20 protein-coding genes are annotated in these 20,606 nt (G+C 33.5%); 11 read left to right on the top strand and 9 right to left on the bottom strand.

What is annotated here, in order from left to right:
* Positions 1-321: 321 nt before the first annotated feature.
* Positions 322-1,311 (bottom strand): GSCFA domain-containing protein, encoded by a 990-nt coding sequence (locus M0051_RS19040; RefSeq protein ID WP_306743153.1) that lies wholly within the window; start codon positions 1,309-1,311, stop codon positions 322-324.
* A 7-nt stretch (positions 1,312-1,318) separates the two neighbouring features.
* Positions 1,319-2,155: an alpha/beta hydrolase gene (locus tag M0051_RS19035; RefSeq protein ID WP_306743152.1), complete on the bottom strand. Its 837-nt coding sequence runs from the start codon at positions 2,153-2,155 to the stop codon at positions 1,319-1,321.
* A gap of 139 nt (positions 2,156-2,294) precedes the next feature.
* On the opposite strand from M0051_RS19035, the gene M0051_RS19030 reads away from it, so the two are divergent.
* A complete protein-coding gene (locus M0051_RS19030; RefSeq protein ID WP_306743151.1) occupies positions 2,295-2,699 on the top strand; it encodes a secondary thiamine-phosphate synthase enzyme YjbQ in 405 nt (134 codons plus the stop codon).
* Here the strand turns inward: M0051_RS19030 and queG are convergent.
* From queG to sufB, 7 genes are all read right to left on the bottom strand, one after another.
* A complete protein-coding gene (gene queG, locus M0051_RS19025) occupies positions 2,688-3,620 on the bottom strand; it encodes a tRNA epoxyqueuosine(34) reductase QueG (protein ID WP_306743150.1) in 933 nt (310 codons plus the stop codon). The genes M0051_RS19030 and queG overlap by 12 nt on opposite strands.
* A gap of 102 nt (positions 3,621-3,722) precedes the next feature.
* Positions 3,723-4,034 (bottom strand): iron-sulfur cluster assembly protein, encoded by a 312-nt coding sequence (locus tag M0051_RS19020; RefSeq protein WP_054719620.1) that lies wholly within the window; start codon positions 4,032-4,034, stop codon positions 3,723-3,725.
* A gap of 8 nt (positions 4,035-4,042) precedes the next feature.
* Complete coding sequence (locus tag M0051_RS19015; RefSeq protein ID WP_306743149.1) at positions 4,043-4,462, bottom strand: SufE family protein; 420 nt, start codon at positions 4,460-4,462, stop codon at positions 4,043-4,045.
* Positions 4,463-4,515: 53 nt separating this feature from the next.
* Positions 4,516-5,739, bottom strand: coding sequence for an aminotransferase class V-fold PLP-dependent enzyme (locus tag M0051_RS19010; protein ID WP_306743148.1), 1,224 nt, complete (start codon positions 5,737-5,739; stop codon positions 4,516-4,518).
* A 61-nt stretch (positions 5,740-5,800) separates the two neighbouring features.
* Positions 5,801-7,162, bottom strand: coding sequence for a Fe-S cluster assembly protein SufD (sufD, locus tag M0051_RS19005; protein WP_306743147.1), 1,362 nt, complete (start codon positions 7,160-7,162; stop codon positions 5,801-5,803).
* Positions 7,163-7,208: 46 nt separating this feature from the next.
* On the bottom strand, positions 7,209-7,961 hold the full coding sequence (gene sufC / locus M0051_RS19000; protein ID WP_306743146.1) for a Fe-S cluster assembly ATPase SufC: 753 nt from the start codon (positions 7,959-7,961) through the stop codon (positions 7,209-7,211).
* 112 nt (positions 7,962-8,073) lie between these two features.
* Positions 8,074-9,525 carry a Fe-S cluster assembly protein SufB gene (gene sufB / locus M0051_RS18995; RefSeq protein WP_306743145.1) on the bottom strand — a complete coding sequence of 484 codons (1,452 nt, stop codon included), beginning with the start codon at positions 9,523-9,525 and terminating at the stop codon, positions 8,074-8,076.
* Between the two features lie 552 nt (positions 9,526-10,077).
* On the opposite strand from sufB, the gene M0051_RS18990 reads away from it, so the two are divergent.
* The 10 genes from M0051_RS18990 (at position 10,078) to M0051_RS18945 (ending at position 19,716) form a co-directional block, all read left to right on the top strand.
* Complete coding sequence (locus M0051_RS18990) at positions 10,078-10,275, top strand: HTH domain-containing protein (RefSeq protein WP_306743144.1); 198 nt, start codon at positions 10,078-10,080, stop codon at positions 10,273-10,275.
* Positions 10,276-10,597: 322 nt separating this feature from the next.
* A complete protein-coding gene (locus M0051_RS18985) occupies positions 10,598-10,741 on the top strand; it encodes a hypothetical protein (protein ID WP_306743143.1) in 144 nt (47 codons plus the stop codon).
* 119 nt (positions 10,742-10,860) lie between these two features.
* Positions 10,861-12,258, top strand: coding sequence for a carboxypeptidase-like regulatory domain-containing protein (locus M0051_RS18980; RefSeq protein ID WP_306743142.1), 1,398 nt, complete (start codon positions 10,861-10,863; stop codon positions 12,256-12,258).
* Positions 12,248-12,742 carry a hypothetical protein gene (locus M0051_RS18975; protein WP_306743141.1) on the top strand — a complete coding sequence of 165 codons (495 nt, stop codon included), beginning with the start codon at positions 12,248-12,250 and terminating at the stop codon, positions 12,740-12,742. Before M0051_RS18980 ends, M0051_RS18975 begins: the two co-directional genes overlap by 11 nt.
* A gap of 1,293 nt (positions 12,743-14,035) precedes the next feature.
* Complete coding sequence (locus M0051_RS18970; RefSeq protein WP_306743140.1) at positions 14,036-14,542, top strand: hypothetical protein; 507 nt, start codon at positions 14,036-14,038, stop codon at positions 14,540-14,542.
* Positions 14,505-16,691 (top strand): peptidase domain-containing ABC transporter, encoded by a 2,187-nt coding sequence (locus M0051_RS18965; RefSeq protein WP_306743139.1) that lies wholly within the window; start codon positions 14,505-14,507, stop codon positions 16,689-16,691. Before M0051_RS18970 ends, M0051_RS18965 begins: the two co-directional genes overlap by 38 nt.
* On the top strand, positions 16,684-17,934 hold the full coding sequence (locus tag M0051_RS18960; protein WP_306743138.1) for an ABC transporter permease: 1,251 nt from the start codon (positions 16,684-16,686) through the stop codon (positions 17,932-17,934). The genes M0051_RS18965 and M0051_RS18960 overlap by 8 nt, the downstream gene beginning before the upstream one ends.
* Before the next feature lie 123 nt (positions 17,935-18,057).
* Positions 18,058-19,011, top strand: coding sequence for an efflux RND transporter periplasmic adaptor subunit (locus M0051_RS18955; RefSeq protein ID WP_306743137.1), 954 nt, complete (start codon positions 18,058-18,060; stop codon positions 19,009-19,011).
* Between the two features lie 15 nt (positions 19,012-19,026).
* Positions 19,027-19,236 (top strand): HTH domain-containing protein, encoded by a 210-nt coding sequence (locus tag M0051_RS18950; protein WP_306743136.1) that lies wholly within the window; start codon positions 19,027-19,029, stop codon positions 19,234-19,236.
* 66 nt (positions 19,237-19,302) lie between these two features.
* A complete protein-coding gene (locus tag M0051_RS18945; protein WP_306743135.1) occupies positions 19,303-19,716 on the top strand; it encodes a hypothetical protein in 414 nt (137 codons plus the stop codon).
* Positions 19,717-20,606: the final 890 nt, after the last annotated feature.

The raw sequence follows: 20,606 nt of genomic DNA, 5'->3' as shown, positions 1-20,606 counted from the left end.
AATCGCCATCCCAATCAAAAGCGGCTGCAAAGATAAATAAATTACTTTCACAATTCCTAATGCTTTCAAAAAAAAACTTTTAAAAATTTCAAAATGAAAAAACACCAATCCAAATCGTGGTTAAACCACCCCTTTTCATCATGTTTTCTCTATCGCCCTACCTTTGTAAAGCGGCTGCAAAGATAAGGCATACTTTCCCAGCTTTCCAAATGAAAAACGCAAGTTTTTTCGCAAAAATAAATAGCTGCCTGAAAATCAGTAGCTATTTTTTTATGTGGAAAGGGAAAAACAAATTACAAAAATTAGATGAGAAAGTCCAGCTTAATTTTGAAGATTTTTTCGCATCACCTTTCTTTCCAAATCAAAGGACAGATTTGGCAATTGTTTCTCAAGTATTTCCATACCAGAAATGGTTTTTTGAATAAATTTTTGATGCGATTCTGAATCTGGGTTAAAAGGACGATGTTCCGCCGCAGAAATCATTTTTCTGATCTTCTTCATATAATCCATAGTTGTTTTATCCATGAAAACATCAGAAAACCGTGACCAGATATAATTTGTCGAAGCAGCATTCATATGAATCATGTCCTCATGATAAAATCTGTAATCTCTTAATTCGTCCATCACAATCTCGTAAGAAGGGAAATAACTAACATGATCGAACAATTGCACCAACTGATCTACCGCCAAGAGTAGGGTTGACTTGCTTAATTGATTTCCATGAGCCCCATCTTTCCAGTGCCGAATTGGACTTACAGTAAAAACAATTTTTAAATGAGGATTAAAAAGAGATAAGGAAAGAATTAAATCTTTATAAAATCTAACAATTTCATCTACTTCCAAACGATAACGATTAAATGATTTTGCCGACTGCTTATGACAATTGGAAACAATTTTACCCGAATCGATGAGTTCATAAACCCAAGATGTACCAAATGTAATGAATAAAATATCGGCGGTAGCCAAATCTAATGAAGCCGATTGCATGGCAGCATTAATACTTTTCAAACATTCTTCGGAAGATGTTGATGAAAAACTTCCATGGTGAGAATAACTAAAGTATAAATCATTCGCAAAATTCAGATCATCTTCGGTAAATTCCTTATTATCGATCAACAACTGAATACTATTACCTACACTAATTGGGTTATAAATTACTCCAAATGGATTTACAGTTGTGTTGAATTTATTTTGAACCAATAATTTTCCAACATTTTCAACAAAACACGAGCCTAACATTAAAATTTTAGAGTGATAAGAAATTTTAAAATCTGACTCAGGTATTTCAACAATTGTTCTGAATTGATCCATGATATCTTTATTTCTTCAGTAATTTATATATCCAATCGCAAATATATTCGAAAACTTCACTATTAAAAGGTTCGTTGTGCAATTCGTGATAAGCTTTGCACCATAATTTAAAGGTACAGTTTTCCTGATGCTTATCTGCAAAATATTTACTAGCATCAGAATCCGTAATTCCATCCTCATCGCCATGTATCAACAACAAGGGTTTTTTAATTTTTTCTTCAGAATTGTATACAAAGAAACCTGCATCATAAGCTTCAACAAACAAACGAAAGGATACCCAGTGATGAACAAACTCGTCCTCATCATATTTGCGACAGACTTCTGGATTGTGAGAAAGCAAACTTGAATCAAATTTTGTCTTTATACTGAATTTCGGAATCAACTGATTCAAAAACCTCAGCAATGGAATCACTATTTTAGGTGGAGAAGCCTGCGAAATGATCCATGGTGAAGTAGAAATAACACCAATATATTTGTTATTTCTTTTTAGTAGATGGTTCAACACCTCTCCTCCTCCCATACTATGCCCATACAATACAATAGGTAAGTTCGGATATTTCTCTTCTGCTGTACTCAAAACCAAATCAATATCATTCATGAAATCATCATAGGAAGAAATTACACCTCTTTTTCCTTCAGATAATCCATGACCTCGCTGATCAAAGGTTAAAAGTGTAAACCCCTTACTCACAAACTTTTTTGCCCAATGTAAATATCTGGAACTATGCTCTCCAATTCCATGTACCAAAACAATTACAGCTTTTATATCCTCATCGGGGAGGAATTCCTGTGCAAAAAATTGAGTATTATCGAAAGCCTGTAGATGAAATATATTGTGCTGCATTGAGGAAATGATTTATACCGATTATCAATTAAATGCCCATTTACTACACTTCGTTTCTAAATGATCTTTAAATTGTATATCGGCATTCTATCACGATTTATATTGTGATATAAAATTAAAATATAAATGTAGTAAGAAAATGCAAAAACAAATTACAATTAGAACCGATAAGCACAATGCCTTATATGACATTACTTCAAAGGTTGAAACAGTTGTGGCGGAAAGTAGTATTCAATCAGGCATTGTAAATGTATATGCACAGGGAGCTACTGCTGCCATTATGATTCAGGAAAACTGGGATGAATCGGTGCAAAACGATGTGGTCACTCTACTAAAAAAGTTGATTCCCTCAGGCAATTGGGAACATGATGCCCAGGATAATAATGGAGACGCACATTTAAAAGCAGGAATAGTTGGTCCGAGCGAGAGCATACCCATTATTAATGGTAATATGGGATTATCAACCTGGCAAAACATTTTCTTTTGTGAATTTGATGGTCCAAGAAAAGAGAGAAGTATTATTGTAAGTTGTTTACAGATCTAAAAAATCAAGATTTCTCTTTATCCCTTTAAATTTTGTTCTTTTGACAGCAGAGTTTCGGAATATTTCTCCGAATTTATGAGCATCCATATCCTGCCAATCTTCTTTTGACATGCTTAGCAGATCAGGGTTTGGATCAAATTCTGAAACATTATGAGGTTTTGCCATCCTATTCCAAGGACAAACATCCTGACAGATATCGCAACCAAACACTCTGTTTTGGAATTTTCCATTTTCTTCTTCCGGAATATCACCTTTTAATTCGATGGTATAATAAGAAATGCATTTGCTTCCGTTTACCACATAAGGTTCCGTAATGGCTCCTGTTGGGCAGGATCGAACGCATCGGTTACACCCTCCACAAAAATCAGCATAAGTTGGATTTTCATATTCCAGCTCCACATCCAAAAACAATTCACCCAAGAAAAGAAAGGACCCAATTTTTCGATTAATGAGTAATGAATTTTTTCCTATCCAGCCCAAACCAGCTCTTTTTGCCCATGCATGCTCCAGAACCGGAGCCGAATCAACAAATGCACGTCCCGAAACCTCACCAATTTCTGTATTGATGTATTCCAATAACTGATTCAATCTGTCTTTTAGAACAAAATGATAATCTTTACCGTAAGCATATTTTGCAATTACCGGAGCTTCCTGATCTTTTTGTTTCTCTTTTGGGAAATAATTTAAACCAACAACAACAATCGACTTTGTATTTTCAAGCAATAATCGAGGATCCAAACGCTTCTCGATATTGTTGGCCATGTATCCCATTTCGCCATGATAGCCTTTATCCAACCATGAAAGAAAATTTACCTTTTCCTCCTCTAGAAAATCTGCCTTTACAATCCCACACAAATCCAATCCAAGTTCTTTTGCCTTGGATTTTATTAGATTTGATTTTGCAGATAAAGTAAGATTCATCGTTTCTTCCATTAGTTAGAGACGTAGCATGCTACGTCTTTACAAGTGTCTTATAAATTACATAGGTACAAAAAAAGGGCTAAACAGCCCTTTGAAAATATTTTAAAGAAAACCCAATTCGAGTTTTGCTTCTTCAGTCATCATATCCTTATCCCAAGGCGGATCGAATGTAAGCACAACCGTAACATCTTCGATCATTGGTAAGGCTTTGATTTTATCATTTACCTCTTCCAAAATCTGATCAGCCATCGGACAATTAGGAGCAGTAAGAGTCATCAACACCTTCACCTCGTCTTCCTCATAGAAATCGATCTCATAAATCAATCCCAAATCGTAAATATTTACTGGGATCTCTGGATCGTAAATGGTCTTTAAAACCTCTACTATTATTCCTTCTGTTTCCTTTTTTCCCATCTTGTATATTATTTTACATGATTGAAAGCAATTCCGTACATCTTAATTTGTTTCACCATTGATACCAAACCATTCGATCTGGTTGGTGAAAGATGCTGTTTCAAACCAATCTCATCAATAAATTTCAAATCAGCATTCATGATATCTTCAGGAGTTTGGTTATTGAAAACACGAATCAACAAAGCAGCAATACCTTTTACAATAATTGCATCACTATCTGCTTCAAGCTTCACTTTTCCTTCTTCCAAACTTGCATTGAACCAAACTTTAGATTGACAACCTTTAATAAGGTTCTGATCCGTTTGATACTTTTCATCTAATCCTTGTAAGTCGGTTCCCAACTCGATTAGATATGCATATTTGTCCATCCAATCTTCGAATCCTGCAAATTCTTCAATAATTTCTTCCTGAATCTCGTTTATTGTCATCTCTCTAATAATACTTAAACAAAGAGTTTATACCTCTTTTTATTTTGATGGCACTAATGTACAAACATTTTGCAAACTTTTAAGATGCCATTATAAAGGACGTCGATTTCTTCCTTTGTATTGTAGAAGGAAAACGAAGCTCGAACGGTTCCGTCAATACCAAAATGTTGCATTACCGGTTCGGTACAATGTGTTCCTGTTCGAACGGCGATTCCCATCTGATCCAATAGCATTCCCATATCATAGAAGTGAATTCCATCAACCAGGAAAGAAATTACAGATGTTTTGTGTTCGGCAGTTCCATATATTTTTAAGCCCTCAATACTTGATAACTTTTCGGTAGCATAGGCCAAAAGTTCTTGCTCGTAAGCATCAATATTTTCCAGACCAATATTTTCTACATATTCAATTGCAGCGCCTAAACCAATTGCATCTATATAATTAGGAGTTCCCGCTTCGAACTTAAATGGCAATTCATTGTAAGTGGTTCCCGAAAAGCGAACTTCCTTAATCATCTCACCACCACCTTGCCATGGAGGCATCTCGTTTAGCAAATCTTCCTTACCATACAAAACACCAATACCAGTTGGACCATACAATTTATGACCAGAGAAAACCAAGAAATCAACATCCCATTCCTGAACATCAATTTTCAAATGCTGCACCGACTGAGCTGCATCCACCAAAACCTTAACTCCTCTCGCATGAGTGATATCGATAATTTTCTGGATTGGATTAATGGTTCCCAATGAATTTGAGATGTGATTTACAGCAACAATCTTTGTTCTTTCAGTAATCATTTCATCCAACTGGTCCACCAAAAGCTCTCCATTATCATTAAAAGGAAGTACTTTCAGAACTGCCTTTTTCTTTTCGCAAACCAATTGCCATGGAACAATGTTTGAATGATGCTCCATTTCAGAAACAATCACCTCATCACCTTCGCCAATATATCTATCTGCAAAAGAATTGGCAACTAAATTTACAGACTCAGTTGTTCCTCTAGTAAAAATGATTTCGTGAAGATGTTCCGCATTAATGAAATTCTGTACAATCTTTCTTGCATTCTCATTTCCATCGGTAGATTTGTTACTTAAGTAATGTACTCCACGATGAATATTTGAATTGTACTTGTAATAATACTTCACCATTTCATCAATTACCTGAGTAGGCTTTTGTGTAGTTGCAGCATTATCGAAGTACACAAGATCTTTACCATGTACTTTCTCTTGAAGTATTGGAAAATCTTTACGTATTTTATTTATGTCCAGCGTCATTGTATATTATTATATGGTAGAGACGTAGCAATGCTACGTCTTTACTATATCATTATCTGTTTTAGTGATTGCAAGCTATTGCGCAAGTATTACATTTCGAGATTTCGCCACGTAATCTTTTATCAACCAATTCGTCGATTCTTTCTTTCAAAGGCTCAACTCTGATTTTCTCGATAATTTCGTGAGCAAAAGCAAACATCAACATCTGACGAGCTTCTTTCTCATCGATACCTCTTGCACGCAAATAGAACAATGCATCCTCATCCATTTGTCCTACGGTTGCACCGTGACTACATTTCACATCATCAGCATCAATTACCAATTGTGGCTTGGTGTTGATCACAGCATCATTAGAAAGCAACAAGTTGTTGTTAGACTGGTAAGCCTGAGTTTGCTGAGCATCTCTTCTCACGAAAATTCTACCTGCAAAAGCACCAGAAGCCTGATCGTCCATCACACCTTTAAAGTGTTCGTTACTCAAACAATTTGGTTTGGCGTGATCAATCGAAGTAAAGTTATCTACATGCTGATCGCGATCCATCAGGTACATACCAAAAGTATTGTTCTCACAATGCTCCTCATCCAAAATTACATGATGATTGTTACGAATGGTTCCTCCGTATAGAGAAATGGTATTCGACAATACGTTTGAATTGCTTTCCTGACGAATGAAAGTTGAATTCAAAATCACAGAATTTAAATGCTGATTTTGCAATGTATACAAATCGAAGATCGCATTTCTTGCAACATTTACCTCTGTAACCGAATTCGTTAAATATTTGTGGTGAGTTAAAGTATGATCACAAACAATAATTTTTGCCTGTGCATTTTCTTCAACTACAATTAAATTTCTTTGGGTAGCCATTAGGTCACGATCCGAACGAAGCAAGTTCACCACCTGAATCGGTTTTTCAATCACAACACCTTTGGGCACATAAATAAAAAATCCATCCTTAGCCAAAGCTGTATTTAATGCAACCACCCCATCCTCATCGGTTTTGGCATATTTGCCATAGTGCGCATTAAATATTTCCGGATATTTTTCTGCAGCTTCCTGAACACCACAAACAATCACTCCTTTTGGCAATTCAGTTAACTCTTTATTGTTTCCGTAATACCAACCATTTGTTAACAATACCATATTGGTATCCAACTCAGGCACATCACACTGGAAAATCTCATTCAAATCAACATCAACATTCTGATATCTAAGATTTACATTGTATGGATGATCAAAAGCCGGAATCAAGTTAGTATACTTGTAATTCTCGTTGGCACGAGTAGGAATGCCCAATTTCGAAAAATCCTGGAATGCATTCTTGCGAGTTTCGTTCATAACATCTGACGAACCTTCTAACAACAATTCATTTCCTTGATTAAACAAATCAGCGAAATCCTTATTTATTGTATTAATATCGGCCATATCTGACAAATTATTTAATGAGTGTTTCACCACTCTTTACTATCAACTATTTTCCGTTCTCTTCTTTAATCCAGTCGTATCCTTTTTCTTCCAGTTCAAGAGCCAACTCTTTTCCTGCAGTTTTTACGATACGTCCATCATACAATACATGAACTACATCAGGTACAATGTAATCCAACAAACGCTGATAGTGAGTAATTACGATTGTTGCATTATCGCGAGTCTTTAATTTATTCACACCATTTGCAACAACACGCAAAGCATCGATATCCAAACCTGAATCGGTTTCATCCAAAACAGCTAATTTTGGTTCAAGCATTGCCATTTGGAAAATCTCATTCTTCTTCTTCTCACCACCAGAAAAACCTTCGTTAACTGAACGGTTTGTCAATTTTGAGTCGATTTCAACCAATGATTTTTTCTCGCGCATCAATTTCAAAAAATCAGAAGCCGACAATGGATCCAATCCTTTGTATTTGCGGTGCTCGTTCACAGCTGTCTTCATAAAGTTTACAGTAGAAACTCCAGGAATTTCGATCGGATATTGGAATCCTAAGAAAATACCTTCTTTAGCACGATCTTCTGGCTCCATATCTAAAAGGTCTTTTCCCTGGAAAAGAACCTCTCCTTCTGTAACATTATACAAATCTCTACCTGCCAATACTGAAGCAAGAGTACTCTTACCAGCACCATTAGGTCCCATAATTGCGTGAACTTCGCCTGGCTTAACATCCAGATTAATTCCTTTAAGGATATCTTTTCCTTCGATGGAAACGTGTAAATTCTTAATGCTTAACATTTCTATATTTAGCTTTTTGCCTACTAAAAGGCCAATTACTACTTCATTAATTTACCAGTTACATGTTCACTGGCAGAAAGGCTACTCGCAAAAAACAAATAGCCTAAATATATTATCCTACAGAGCCTTCAAGACTGATCTGAAGCAATTTTTGTGCTTCAACAGCAAACTCCATTGGCATTTTGTTGATTACCTCTTTTGCATATCCGTTTACGATCAAACCAATTGCATCCTCGGTATTGATACCACGCTGGTTACAATAGAAAATCTGGTCTTCACCAATTTTCGAAGTTGTAGCCTCATGCTCAACCTTTGCAGATTGATTACCGATTTCAAGATATGGGAAAGTATGTGCACCACACTTATCACCCAATAGCAACGAATCACACTGCGAGAAGTTACGAGCACCTTCACAGTTTTTAGCAACCTTAACCAAACCACGATATGAGTTATTGCTCTTACCTGCCGAAATCCCTTTCGAAATAATGGTAGACTTGGTATTGTTTCCAATGTGAATCATTTTGGTTCCTGTATCGGCCTGCTGGTGATTGTTGGTTACCGCAACCGAATAGAATTCACTTGAAGAACCATCACCTTTTAGGATAGTTGAAGGATATTTCCAGGTTACAGCTGATCCAGTCTCCACCTGAGCCCACATCAATTTAGAGTTAACCCCTTCGCAAATACCACGCTTGGTTACAAAGTTGTAAATACCACCTTTACCATTCTTATCTCCAGGATACCAGTTCTGAACTGTTGAATATTTCACCTCTGAATTATCTTTCACAATAATTTCAACGATAGCAGCGTGTAACTGATTCTCGTCACGCATAGGAGCAGTACAACCTTCAAGGTAACTTACGTATGATTCCTCTTCACAAACAATCAAAGTTCTCTCGAACTGACCCGTATTTTCAGCATTGATACGGAAATAAGTTGACAATTCCATTGGACAACGAACACCCTTAGGAATGTAAACAAACGAACCATCAGAGAATACAGCAGAGTTTAAAGCTGCAAAAAAGTTATCCTGAATTGGAACAACAGTTCCCATATATTCCTGAATCAAGTCCGGATGATCTTGAACTGCCTCGCTAAAAGAACAGAAAATAATTCCTTTTTCGGCCAAAGCTTCTTTAAAGGTTGTTTTCACCGATGAAGAGTCCATTACAACATCCACCGCAACATTGGCAAGTATCTTTTGCTCATCCAAAGGAATACCAAGCTTATCGAAAGTAGCTCTAATTTCCGGATCAACATCGTCCATACTCTCCAATTTTGCTTTTTGCTTAGGAGTAGAATAGTAAATGATATCCTGATAATCGATTTCAGGAATATCCAGATATGCCCACTCTGGCATTTTCATTGTTTTCCAATGACGATAAGCTTTCAATCTGAAATCAAGCATGAACTTAGGCTCTTTCTTTTTAGCCGAAATCATGCGGATGATATCTTCATTCAGACCTTTACCTATGTCGTCGTTCTCAATGTCGGTTACAAAGCCATATTTGTATTCGCTCTCGGTAACCTCATTCAATATTTTATCTTGTTCTTCTTTCGCCATAATACCAAAATATTAGATCCTGACCGATTTCATTCGCTTAGGCGGAATTAGCACTGGTTATGTATCAGTAAAATTCGATTTTTTCTTCGAAGCCATTCTTAGTTAGGTCTTAAAAAAACCTTCAGTTTCTACAAAGCAAATAAGAATATGTGAACTATCCCCCTCAAGCCCTTCTGAAATCAAGTGCAAATATAAGAAAGTATTTAAATATCTTACTGATATGATGCAATAAAATACTTCCAAGTCCTTATTAACTGAAACGTATAAAATTGAGAATGGATACGTTTGCGAAAAAGAATTATTCTGAACCCATTTTTCAACTTTTCAATAAAAAACACCCTTAAATAATCAAATCAATCCTATTCAAGCATTCAATGATTTAAGCAAATACTGGTTTTAAATTTACATAGTGATTGTCCTAGTATTTTAACACCCTACAAATCCAACTTGACAAATAATTTTATTTCGTTCATCAATAAATTATAAAAACAGGGTTACCTTTTCGTGTTTGCCAGAATTAATATATGTAAACCAATTAATAGGGACCCTTTTATGACTTACGAAACCACACTTACCCGAGAAAAGTATTTGAAAGAATTAATTCAAGTCGAAAGTACTGGCACTCCAGAACAATTAGCAGTTAAACTAAATACATCTGTAAGCACAGTTTACAGGATGATTAGAACACTCAAAAAAATAGGTGAACCTATTGATTACTCAAAAGTGAGACAAACTTACTATTACAAATAAGCTAGCCTAAACAAAATAAGACGTTTTATTTCTGCACTTATTTAGAATTGTATGTCTATTAAATAATAATTCTTATTCTAAGAATACCATTAGAGCTGTATTTCTCAAATCCTAACACTTTGCAATATAGACTTAATAAAAATAAGCAAACTATCATATAGTGACAGTTTGCTTATATAAATTGATTCTCGAGTTCATTCAAATGTGCACATGAAAAAACTCAAGTCCAATGTCTCATGCGAAGAGATTAGGGCAAAATTAAAGTTATTTTATTATTAACACTTAAAATTTTGACGAAATGAAAAAATTGAGTTTAAACCAAATGGAACAGTTCCAAGGTGGACAAATCCAAAATTGTGATGACTTTCATGAAGTAATTCATTATCTAGAGGATAATGGTCATCTGGAACAATCGGATATTATTTGGGATTTATACTATGATCAATATTGCGGTTGGGGTGCATAACCAATAATATTTATTAGGCTGCAAAATTGTTAAGTCAATTTTGCAGCATTCTTAAATTTTACTTATTGTAAGATAACTTAACAAAACACGATAAGTTGTCTTACTCATTTTTTTACACCATGAGGCTATATTTATTTATCTTGACTTTAATCATTTGTCAAATTTCATATGGACAGGATTTTATTTTGTCTGGTAAGATTTATTCATCCAAAAACAACTCCCCAATTTCTTACGCAAGTATTGGAATTTCCAATACACACATTGGAACCATAAGCAACAATTTAGGAGATTTTCAAATGAAACTTACTCATAGTCAAAGTCAGGATACAATTACGATCAGTGCGATTGGCTATAAATCAAAAAAAATTGCTATCCCCGAATTATATCATTCCTCAAACAAGACAATCTACTTAGAATCACATACTTACAAATTAAACGAAGTAATTATAACAAATAAAAAAGTATCCGCTAAGGATATACTTCGATTATGCATTAAGAGTATACCTAAAAACTATCCTACAAAAAAATATTCTTATGAAGTATTTTTTCGGGAAGCAGGAATTCTTGATTCTACATATGCTTTGTTAACCGAAAGCGTATCCCATGTTGTAGATTACGGTTATCAAAAAGATATAAAGAAGAATAAACTACAACTATTAGAATTTCGAAAAAGCAATGACAACAGAAAATTTAATTGGAGAACATCACTGCGGGAATGGTTATATGAAAAAAATGGACTTTACGAGTGCATTAAGAATGATCGATTAAAAATTAAAGAACAAAATAATAACATCGAAATCAAAGAATATTACAAAACTATTGAGCCTGGGGCACATCGATTTTTGTGTGAAGATTTTCTAAGACAAATCGATGCCAACATAGACAGTCTCTCTTATTATAATAATAAATTAGTATACTGTATCAGCTACACATCTACTAAAGGTATTTACAAAACCGACAGTGAAGGACAAATTATTGTAGAAAAATCAACTAAAGCCATACTTGAAATTCGCTCAAGAACTTTTACCAATAAAGATAGGTTAAGATCGCTAAGAAAAGAGGATGGAACTCCGAAATTTAAGGAAAGAACAATTGTTGGAATGGCAAATAGGGGGTTTGATGGTCCTAACCATTCTAAAATAATTGTTAAATACAAGAAACAAAATAACAAATATTACTTATCATACATAAGAGTGCAACACTCGGGAACAGTTAGTATAGGATCAATTACTGGTTTTAATAATTTCAAAAAAGCCTATCAATCCAACTGGACTTCCAACATGCTATACCAGGACAATGAGCTTTTTGTAACCAAGGTACATGAAAAGCCAATTAGGATTAAATGGCGAAAGAAAATGGATAGAAGCAAAGAGTTATACAAACATGAGCTTCCTTACACCAAGAGTTTCTGGGATTCATATACCACTATTGTCAGAAACCCTCTATCACAAAAAATGGCTTCAGATCTAAGTCTCGAAAAAAATCTAGAACAACAATTTATTCAAAATGGAAAATAGGATATTAATTACAATACTATCAATCCTCATGTTTGCATGTGCCACACCAAACAAGTTTGAAAAAAACTATCCAACATATCGTGAACAAAGAAATACCGTGTCACAATTGGAACACATTAACGATTCAACCTTAAAAGTTACCTCTACTTCAGCCGATCCTGAGTACGGTTATACTGAGTTAAAACCAATAATGCTTGGGGTATACGATTGTGATGATGGTGCAGATAACCGAATAAAATTTTTCAATGCCCTTCTAGGTCCTAATGGTGAGAAAGTAATTGCCAAAAGAATTAAGAGCTGTTGTCCATTTCACACCTTGAACAGCCAGACCGTTGGTCGAGATCAAAAATTTGGATTATTAGATGTTTGGGAACTTAGTTATGAAGGCATACAAACACCATTAATCATTTATGTTAATTTGTATGATCAAGGCGAATTTTTGGCTCCAATGGGGTTTACTTTAAAAAACTCTACAAATGAATAGCAAAACTTTACAATCCTTAGAGCAATACAAATGGTTTTATTTTTCTGTATTGGTGATTCTCTCCATTGGCTTAAGTTATATTATTCATGATATCATTATAACTGACCCAAAATACTTCACTAAAGGTAACGATAACAGTGTTGGTTTATACAGAAGAATATATGGCATATTATATCTCATTAAACCTTTAAGCCTATTTATTAAACTTGGTTTTATTTCCCTATTACTATTTTGGGGTAGCAGGTATTACCTAAAACTAAAATCATTTGTTTCATTTTGGATGTGTTTCACACTAGTTTGTCTTAGTGAATTTATCTTTCTTATTCCTGATATATCAGAAGTTATTTATTTCTTAATTATCAAGACCAATTACTCAATGCAAGAAGTGTATTATTTTAATTGGTATAGCCTACATACAATTTTTAGGCAAGAAGACATGCCAAAAGCCTTCGTATATCCTTTGCAATTACTCAACATTTTCGAATTCTTATACTGGGCAATTTTAGCGTACTTATTTTCTCAATTGGGTAATTTAAGGTATGCTAAAGGTATACAGTTGATTGTATTATTTTATTTACTTCCCTTATTTATCTATACAGCTATTAAATTCATCATTAACTTACTTTTATTTAGCTAATTATGCTTCAAATTTCATCAATAAAAAAACATACACTTACCTTTTTTATTTTATTCATTGGCTTATATCTAATTTTAAAAGAAATTACTGATTATTGGTTCTTAACTGATGATAGCTTGTACGAATATTATAAGCATAGATATAACGAATACAGGCTAAACAAACTTGTAGAAAATAGAAATAAGTTTAGTGTTTTAAACTACATTATTCCTATCGTCTACTATTTACTTAAGTTCCTCATAATTGGAGGTGTAATTACAATTGGAATTTATTTTAACAAGATCAAAATTTCTTTTCTTAAAATATTCACCATTGTTTGTATTGCCGAATTTAGTTTCTTACTTCCTTCAATAGCAAAACAAGTTTGGTTTGGATTTTGGTCTCCTGAATTTACTGTTGAAGAATACAAAACTTTTGGAAAACTTTCATTATTTAATGCTCTGCAACTTGATCCGGAAAATAAACTGGCATATTTATTTAGGGCATTAAGTTTATATGAATTGATCTATATACTCGTGCTAAGTTTTGGTCTAAAATTTCATTTTAAACTTTCATTCATAAAGAGTTTAAAAATTATACTAACAACATATGGCACCCTTCTTTTATTTTATTTTTCCTTAATAATGTTTCTTTTCACCCTTAAGAATTAAATATTTATGCGGAAATTTCTAAAAGCTATTTACATCGTAATAGTCTGTTTCTGTTTATTTTTATTTTGGTTTTCACTTAACCATAAACCAGATCTTAAACCTAAGAGTATCCCTAAATTCAATTTCAAAGATTTTTACAACGACAATATAAACCAAAGCAATTTAGATCCAAATAAACAAAAATTGATTATTTATCTTAATCCTGAATGTGACTATTGCTCTATAGAAATTGAAAATTTAATTCATTGGGAAAATAAAGATCAATATCAAATATTACTGGTCTTTCAAACTGATACTGATAAAAAGACATTGAATCATTTCATAGAAAAATATCATCTTTTAGAATTTGAATCAATTCAGGTACTATTAGATGGAGATGATCAATTTCCAATACAATTTTATGAAGATAAAGTTCCGTGTTCATTTTTATTTGACACAAATAATAAACTCGTACGAAAAAAGAAAGGTCTTATAGATGTTGAAATTTTTTGCAAAACGGAAAAGCAATCATAATTGGAAGAAATACCATTTATTTCAAAAAGATCAGGCAGACTGCGGACCAGCCTGTATTGCGATGGTATTAAAATACTACTCTCATCAATATAGTTTTGAAAATTTAAGGAAATTAAGCGGTACAAATGCTTATGGTTCCAACCTTTTAGGACTGTATCAAACATTTTCCAAGTTAGGCTTTGGCGTTGAAGGTGTAGAAGCTTCTACCAATGATCTTGAAAAAATAACTTCACCCTGTATCTTACACACCACAGATAGAGATAAAACAAACCACTTTATTGTTTTCTTTACTTTCCAAAAAGACAAATACATTTGTGGTGATCCTGCACGTGGAATTATTAAATACTCCAAAGAAGATCTAGAATGTATCTGGAAATCCAAAACTTGTATATACATTTCAAAACCACCAAAAAACAAAAACAAGGAGGAATATAACAAACATAACAAATGGATAATAACATCCCTTAAACAAGATTCAACAATATTAATCCTTAGTGCAATTTTAGGCATAGCATATTCGGTATTAGGATTAATTATGGCTCTTTTTTCAGAAGCTCTAATTGATAAAATTATTCCTGAAAAAGATTTCTCTTACTTATTAAATGTTGTCATACTAGTAGGCATTCTTTTAATTTTCAGAACCTTCATTTCTGCACTTCGGAGAACTTTTCTCCTTGATCACAGTCGAAACTTCAATGTTAACATTATCGAAAAATTTTATTCTACAATATTGGAATTACCTGTTAGTTTTTTTCAAACCAGAAAAACAGGAGATTTTATAACACGCTTTAATGACACACGAAGAATTCAGCAATTAATAGCTCAACTTGTTGGGAATTTTATAATAGAAATTCTTATAATTATTGTTACCACAACTTTTTTAATTTTTATCCATCCGCTCACCGGATATATCGCGATAGGATTTACACCTATCTATTTGATACTAATCGTTCGATTTAACACACCACTACTACAGGCACAAAGGAAAGTAATGGGTACTTATGCAAATTCAGAAAGTATTTTCATCAATTCCATTCAATCCATCCAATCCATAAAGAACCTAAATGCTCACAATCATTTTAAAAATACAATCAAATCGAAATATGGAGAGTTTCAAGAACAAACCGTCAATTTAGGAAAGTTAAATATCAAAATCACTATCGTATTAGGTATTCTTAATAGCATATTTATATTGAGCATTATTACCGTAGCCTCAAAAGATGTTCTTTTAGACAATTTAAAAACAGGACAGTTAATGGCAATCCTTACAATAAGTTCAACTCTATTGCCTGCCATAACAAAAATAGGAAGCATATATGTTCCCTATAGTTCTGCCAAAGTTGCCTTCGAAAGAATGGTAGATTATTCTCTACCTACATCTAATTCTGAAACTCAAAAACCGCCCTCTAAAGTTGATAATGTAAATCTTGAAAAGGTTTCATTCCGATTTCCTGGCCAAAAGACATTACTTAAATCTGTAACTATTCAAATTCCTACTGGAAGAATTACTGGTTTAATTGGTGAAAATGGTAGCGGGAAAAGCACTTTAATTCAATTGATTCTAAAATTCTATGAGCTTGAAAATGGCTCTATAAATATCAATAATAATTTGGATCTTTCAATTGTTAATGAACAAGAATGGCAAAAACGTGTAGGTATTGTCCCACAACAAATTGAAATATTTGATACCTCCCTAATTGAAAATATCGATCCTGAATCACTTAAAAACAAAAGAACAAAAGAAGTAATTGAATTTTGTAAGAACTATGGTTTTGATCAATATTTTGTAGCACTACCTCTTTCCTACCTAACGCAAATTGGAGAGTCAGGAATTCAATTATCTGGCGGACAAAAGCAATTACTTGCTCTTGCGAGAGCACTATATAAAAAGCCTGATATACTCTTACTGGATGAAGCCAATTCTGCTATGGATAGAAATACATTACTATTTACCCATCAATTGTTACAAAACATAAAAAGCCAGGTTGCTATTTTATTCATATCACACAATATAGAATCCATTAACAAATTATGTGACTATATTTATATTCTGGAAAAAGGAATTATTAGTTCTTCAGGAAATCAATACTCTCTTCTTAAAACCGATAACCTATACAGTCAACATTATAAAAATTTAACCAATGTTTAGTTTTTTTGCCATACAAGAAAGTTGGGAAGTAATTAAACAGCATAAAAATCGAAATTTACTTACTGGATTTGGTGTTGCTTGGGGTATATTTATATTATTACTTCTAGTTGGTACAGGCAGTGGATTGCAAAAAGGAATTATGGTAATTTTCCAGGATTACTCTCAAAATAGTATTTGGATTTATGGAGGTAAAACAAGTTTGGCAAAGCCTGGTCAACATGCGGGTCGGGAAATACGATTTACCGATAAAGATTTGAATCTATTCAAAAAAAGGTTCGATGAGATCCGTTATATATCTCCTGAAATTCAATATCCTGGTAAACAAGTAAATAGTAAATTACAATCTTACCATCGTTTTAAATGCTATGGTGTTAAAAGCGATTATTTTAAGATTAAAACTTTTAAAATTCAAAAAGGCAGACTTCTAAATCCAATTGATAATCAAAAACATAAAAAAGTTGCGGTTATTGGACATAAAATAGCTGAAGGGCTTTGGGGAGATAATTATCCATTAGGACAATACATTTGCATAGATGGAACTTGGCTACAAGTAATTGGAGTATTATCACAAAACTCTCTATTTTCAAACAATCCCAATCATATTTATATTCCCATTGAAACTTTGAAGGACCAGTTTGGATTAGAAAACAATTTAAATTGTTTTTCAATGGCACTATATAGCAACGCTTCTCCTGAAATATTTGAAAAGAAAATTAAGAATTTTTTAGCTCGCAAATACAATTTTAATTCAGAAGATAAAAACGCACTCTATATTGAAAACATGCAAGTAAGATCGAAAACATTCAATAATCTTTTTAGATGGATCAATTTTTTTCTATGGATCGTAGGAATAAGTATTTTATCAAGTGGGATTGTAGGTGTTAGCAATATTATGCTGATAATCGTTAAAGAAAGAACTGTTGAAATAGGCATTAGAAAGTCGATAGGTGCTAGCCCATGGAGTATTCGATTAATGATTTTACACGAATCAATATTAATCACGTTTTTAGCAGGTTTGGTTGGTATTATTTGCTCAACAGGGACAATTTGGATTGTTAATGCTCTAATCAATGCCTTTTCTAATAATGATAATGCAATCTTTAAAGGTTTAGATATCAATTTTAATATAGCGCTAACAGCATTACTATTATTAACGATTTCAGGGACACTAGCAGGTCTTTATCCTGCAAGAAAGGCTTCTTCTATGCTGCCTGTAAAAGCTCTTAACTCCATAAATAATTAAACAAAACTCATGGGAAAGAAATTAAATATTATAGCACTCATTGTCTTAGTCATTTTCTTAATTGGATTTTTTCTTGCTAACACTCAAAAAAAAGAATTCTTCACTAATGAATCTCCTAGGATTATGAATATAGTTCACAAAAATTATATCTCTGGTATTTTAATCCCAGAAAAGGAGGTTGAACTAAAATCTCAAATTTCAGGTATCCTAAAAAAGATGTATGTAAAAGCTGGTGATACGATTAAACGAGGTGATTTAATTGCAGAAGTTAGTGTATTGCCAAATCCACAAAATATCGAAACCGCATCCAAAACACTTACCACTTGCCAAATCAACTACAACAAGTGCAAGAAGGAATACGAGCAATACAAAAGGCTATTTGAGAAAAAAGTAGTTGCCGAACAAGAATTTGACAAGTATGCCGATGCATATTTAATTAGTGTTGAAGAACTAAAATCGGCAAAAAAACAACTCGAAATCATAAAGACAGGATACTCAAAAGATCAGGAAAACATTCCAAATTTTATTCGTTCTACCGTTTCGGGTACTGTTCTCGAAATTCCTTTAAAAGAAGGCGCTAGCATTACCGAGCGCAACAATTACAACGAAGGAAGCAACCTGGCAAGTATTGCCAATTTACAAAGCCTCATTTTTAAAGCTAAAGTAAACGAATCTGACATCTCATATCTGAAAAAAGGCATGATTTTTAATATTGAAATCAGCGCTTTAAAAAATCAAAGTATTCAAGCTGAATTGACTCACATCACTCCCAAAGCCAAAGAAGAAAATGGCATTATGAAATTTGACATTGAGGCCAAAGTCAGAAATGACAATAACATTCAACTCTACCCAGGTTTTTCAGCTGTTGCCGAAATGATTCTTGACAGGCGAGATAGTGTTCTCAGCATTAAAGAGCGCAATTTAATTTTCAAGAACGACAGCATTTATGTAGAACTTCTTGACGAGAATTTCAAAATACAAAAAAGAGTGGTAAAACCCGGACTTTCTGATGGCATTAGAATTGAAATACTGCAAGGATTAAGTTCAGATGATAAAGTAAAAGTGCAAAAAAATTAAAACTTCACTACAGCCATGAACTACGAAGAATTTCTAAAACGAATGATTTATTTGAAGGAGTTGATCGAAAAAGAAAGAACTGGTACTCCTGAGGAACTTGCCAACAAGTTACACATTTCGAAAAGTTCGGTATATCGATCAATCAATTTATTAAAAAACGTAGGCATTCCTGTAGATTTCTCAAGAGCAAAAGGCTCCTACTATTTGAAAAGTAAAAAGGAGTAATCTTCTTATAAAGAATTAATACAAGTAGTCTTCACAGAAGAAGAATTAACAGCAAGCAACACAAATTTGGATACATTGCTTACTTTAGCCAATAAAAATGCACCTGGTTTAACTCCTGAGCAGCGTTCAGCTTATGGAGCAATTAACGAAACCAACAAACTTTTGGTAAACAAAGCCAAAGTAATCATGGAAGAAAACCCTAAGTACATTCCAGCATTTGTAAACATGGATGAGTTTGGAAATGATTTTAATGCAAGGGAAGATATCGAAGGGATGATTCGCAAACTAGATCAAATCAGATTAAAGTTGAATGATACCAAAATCTTGCTTGATAATGACAACTACAATGATGCCATGGCATTTTATCGTTCGGTTCGCTATTTTGCTAAAGAACACGATCAGGAAGCCATGCCACTGTACGATGAATTGAAACAATTCTTTCCAAACCATAGCAACCAGAAAGAAGAGGAAGTAAAATAATAGCCACTGCATATTATATAGAAAGCAGAATCAAAATTTTGGTTCTGCTTTTTTTTCTGAAAGTCTTCAAATTATTAATAAACTATATAGCGGTACTCTGTACCTTTAGATTTGATAATTTATTAAATGTTCTACAAATATTAAGGTGCTCTGCACCGAGCTAATGATCAATCTATATTCACCTGAATAGCAGCAGAGCTGCGTAATCTTTGTAGTTTGAGTATTAAATTGTTTGTCGAGGTGCAGAGCACTGCAACTTTTATTACTGTTGGTGTTTACCTATATTAATCATGAAAGTTTTTAAAGCCTATAAAAGACAAAGATTGGTTGATAATCATTACGATTCAATCAAGTTCTCACGAATATGAACAAACCTCATCTCTGATTCACACCTAATACAAAATTTTATTGATGCAAACCACAGAGAGACACAGTGAATCACAAAGGCTTTTATTTAATGATTTTGAATATTGCATTAGAAGCTACTCCTTGCCCCTATGGGGTCTCTGTGGTAATTCCAATGAAACGATGCCTACCTACTTAAGGTTAAAAGAAACCATAAAGGTCTACCATAGGGCGTAGAAGCACGATTCTTGTTAAAAAAGACACGACATATCGTGGTTCGAACCACACCTGGGCTTAAAAAAGACACGCTTTCGATTAAAAATTTTAACACGAAGTGTGTCTCTAACCACCCCATTGTTAAAAATTTTGACTCCAACTGTGTCTCGAACCACACTTACGATTAAAAATTTTGACACGAATGGTGGTTCGAACCACGATAGAGGTCTAAAATTGGATATTTCGGTGTAATTGTGCCATCTATTTCGGTTATGTTGTGCCACTAAAAAAAAGAATGTTTTCTAGGCTAAAATTATTAAATCTTTTGA

Source organism: Marinifilum sp. D714 (assembly GCF_030851345.1).
Classification (GTDB): Bacteria; Bacteroidota; Bacteroidia; order Bacteroidales; family Marinifilaceae; genus Marinifilum.
The sequence above is the reverse complement of the archived record's forward strand: the minus strand, read 5'-3'. Positions and strand labels throughout refer to the sequence as shown.

What these genes read in the sequence shown, in the direction of transcription:
- M0051_RS19040 (WP_306743153.1), bottom strand. Translation starts at nt 1,311, where the DNA reads ATGGATCAATTCAGAACAATTGTTGAAATACCTGAGTCAGATTTTAAA.
- M0051_RS19035 (WP_306743152.1), bottom strand. Translation starts at nt 2,155, where the DNA reads ATGCAGCACAATATATTTCATCTACAGGCTTTCGATAATACTCAATTT.
- M0051_RS19030 (WP_306743151.1), top strand. Translation starts at nt 2,295, where the DNA reads ATGCAAAAACAAATTACAATTAGAACCGATAAGCACAATGCCTTATAT.
- queG (WP_306743150.1), bottom strand. Translation starts at nt 3,620, where the DNA reads ATGAATCTTACTTTATCTGCAAAATCAAATCTAATAAAATCCAAGGCA.
- M0051_RS19020 (WP_054719620.1), bottom strand. Translation starts at nt 4,034, where the DNA reads ATGGGAAAAAAGGAAACAGAAGGAATAATAGTAGAGGTTTTAAAGACC.
- M0051_RS19015 (WP_306743149.1), bottom strand. Translation starts at nt 4,462, where the DNA reads ATGACAATAAACGAGATTCAGGAAGAAATTATTGAAGAATTTGCAGGA.
- M0051_RS19010 (WP_306743148.1), bottom strand. Translation starts at nt 5,739, where the DNA reads ATGACGCTGGACATAAATAAAATACGTAAAGATTTTCCAATACTTCAA.
- sufD (WP_306743147.1), bottom strand. Translation starts at nt 7,162, where the DNA reads ATGGCCGATATTAATACAATAAATAAGGATTTCGCTGATTTGTTTAAT.
- sufC (WP_306743146.1), bottom strand. Translation starts at nt 7,961, where the DNA reads ATGTTAAGCATTAAGAATTTACACGTTTCCATCGAAGGAAAAGATATC.
- sufB (WP_306743145.1), bottom strand. Translation starts at nt 9,525, where the DNA reads ATGGCGAAAGAAGAACAAGATAAAATATTGAATGAGGTTACCGAGAGC.
- M0051_RS18990 (WP_306743144.1), top strand. Translation starts at nt 10,078, where the DNA reads ATGACTTACGAAACCACACTTACCCGAGAAAAGTATTTGAAAGAATTA.
- M0051_RS18985 (WP_306743143.1), top strand. Translation starts at nt 10,598, where the DNA reads ATGGAACAGTTCCAAGGTGGACAAATCCAAAATTGTGATGACTTTCAT.
- M0051_RS18980 (WP_306743142.1), top strand. Translation starts at nt 10,861, where the DNA reads ATGAGGCTATATTTATTTATCTTGACTTTAATCATTTGTCAAATTTCA.
- M0051_RS18975 (WP_306743141.1), top strand. Translation starts at nt 12,248, where the DNA reads ATGGAAAATAGGATATTAATTACAATACTATCAATCCTCATGTTTGCA.
- M0051_RS18970 (WP_306743140.1), top strand. Translation starts at nt 14,036, where the DNA reads ATGCGGAAATTTCTAAAAGCTATTTACATCGTAATAGTCTGTTTCTGT.
- M0051_RS18965 (WP_306743139.1), top strand. Translation starts at nt 14,505, where the DNA reads ATGTTGAAATTTTTTGCAAAACGGAAAAGCAATCATAATTGGAAGAAA.
- M0051_RS18960 (WP_306743138.1), top strand. Translation starts at nt 16,684, where the DNA reads ATGTTTAGTTTTTTTGCCATACAAGAAAGTTGGGAAGTAATTAAACAG.
- M0051_RS18955 (WP_306743137.1), top strand. Translation starts at nt 18,058, where the DNA reads ATGAATATAGTTCACAAAAATTATATCTCTGGTATTTTAATCCCAGAA.
- M0051_RS18950 (WP_306743136.1), top strand. Translation starts at nt 19,027, where the DNA reads ATGAACTACGAAGAATTTCTAAAACGAATGATTTATTTGAAGGAGTTG.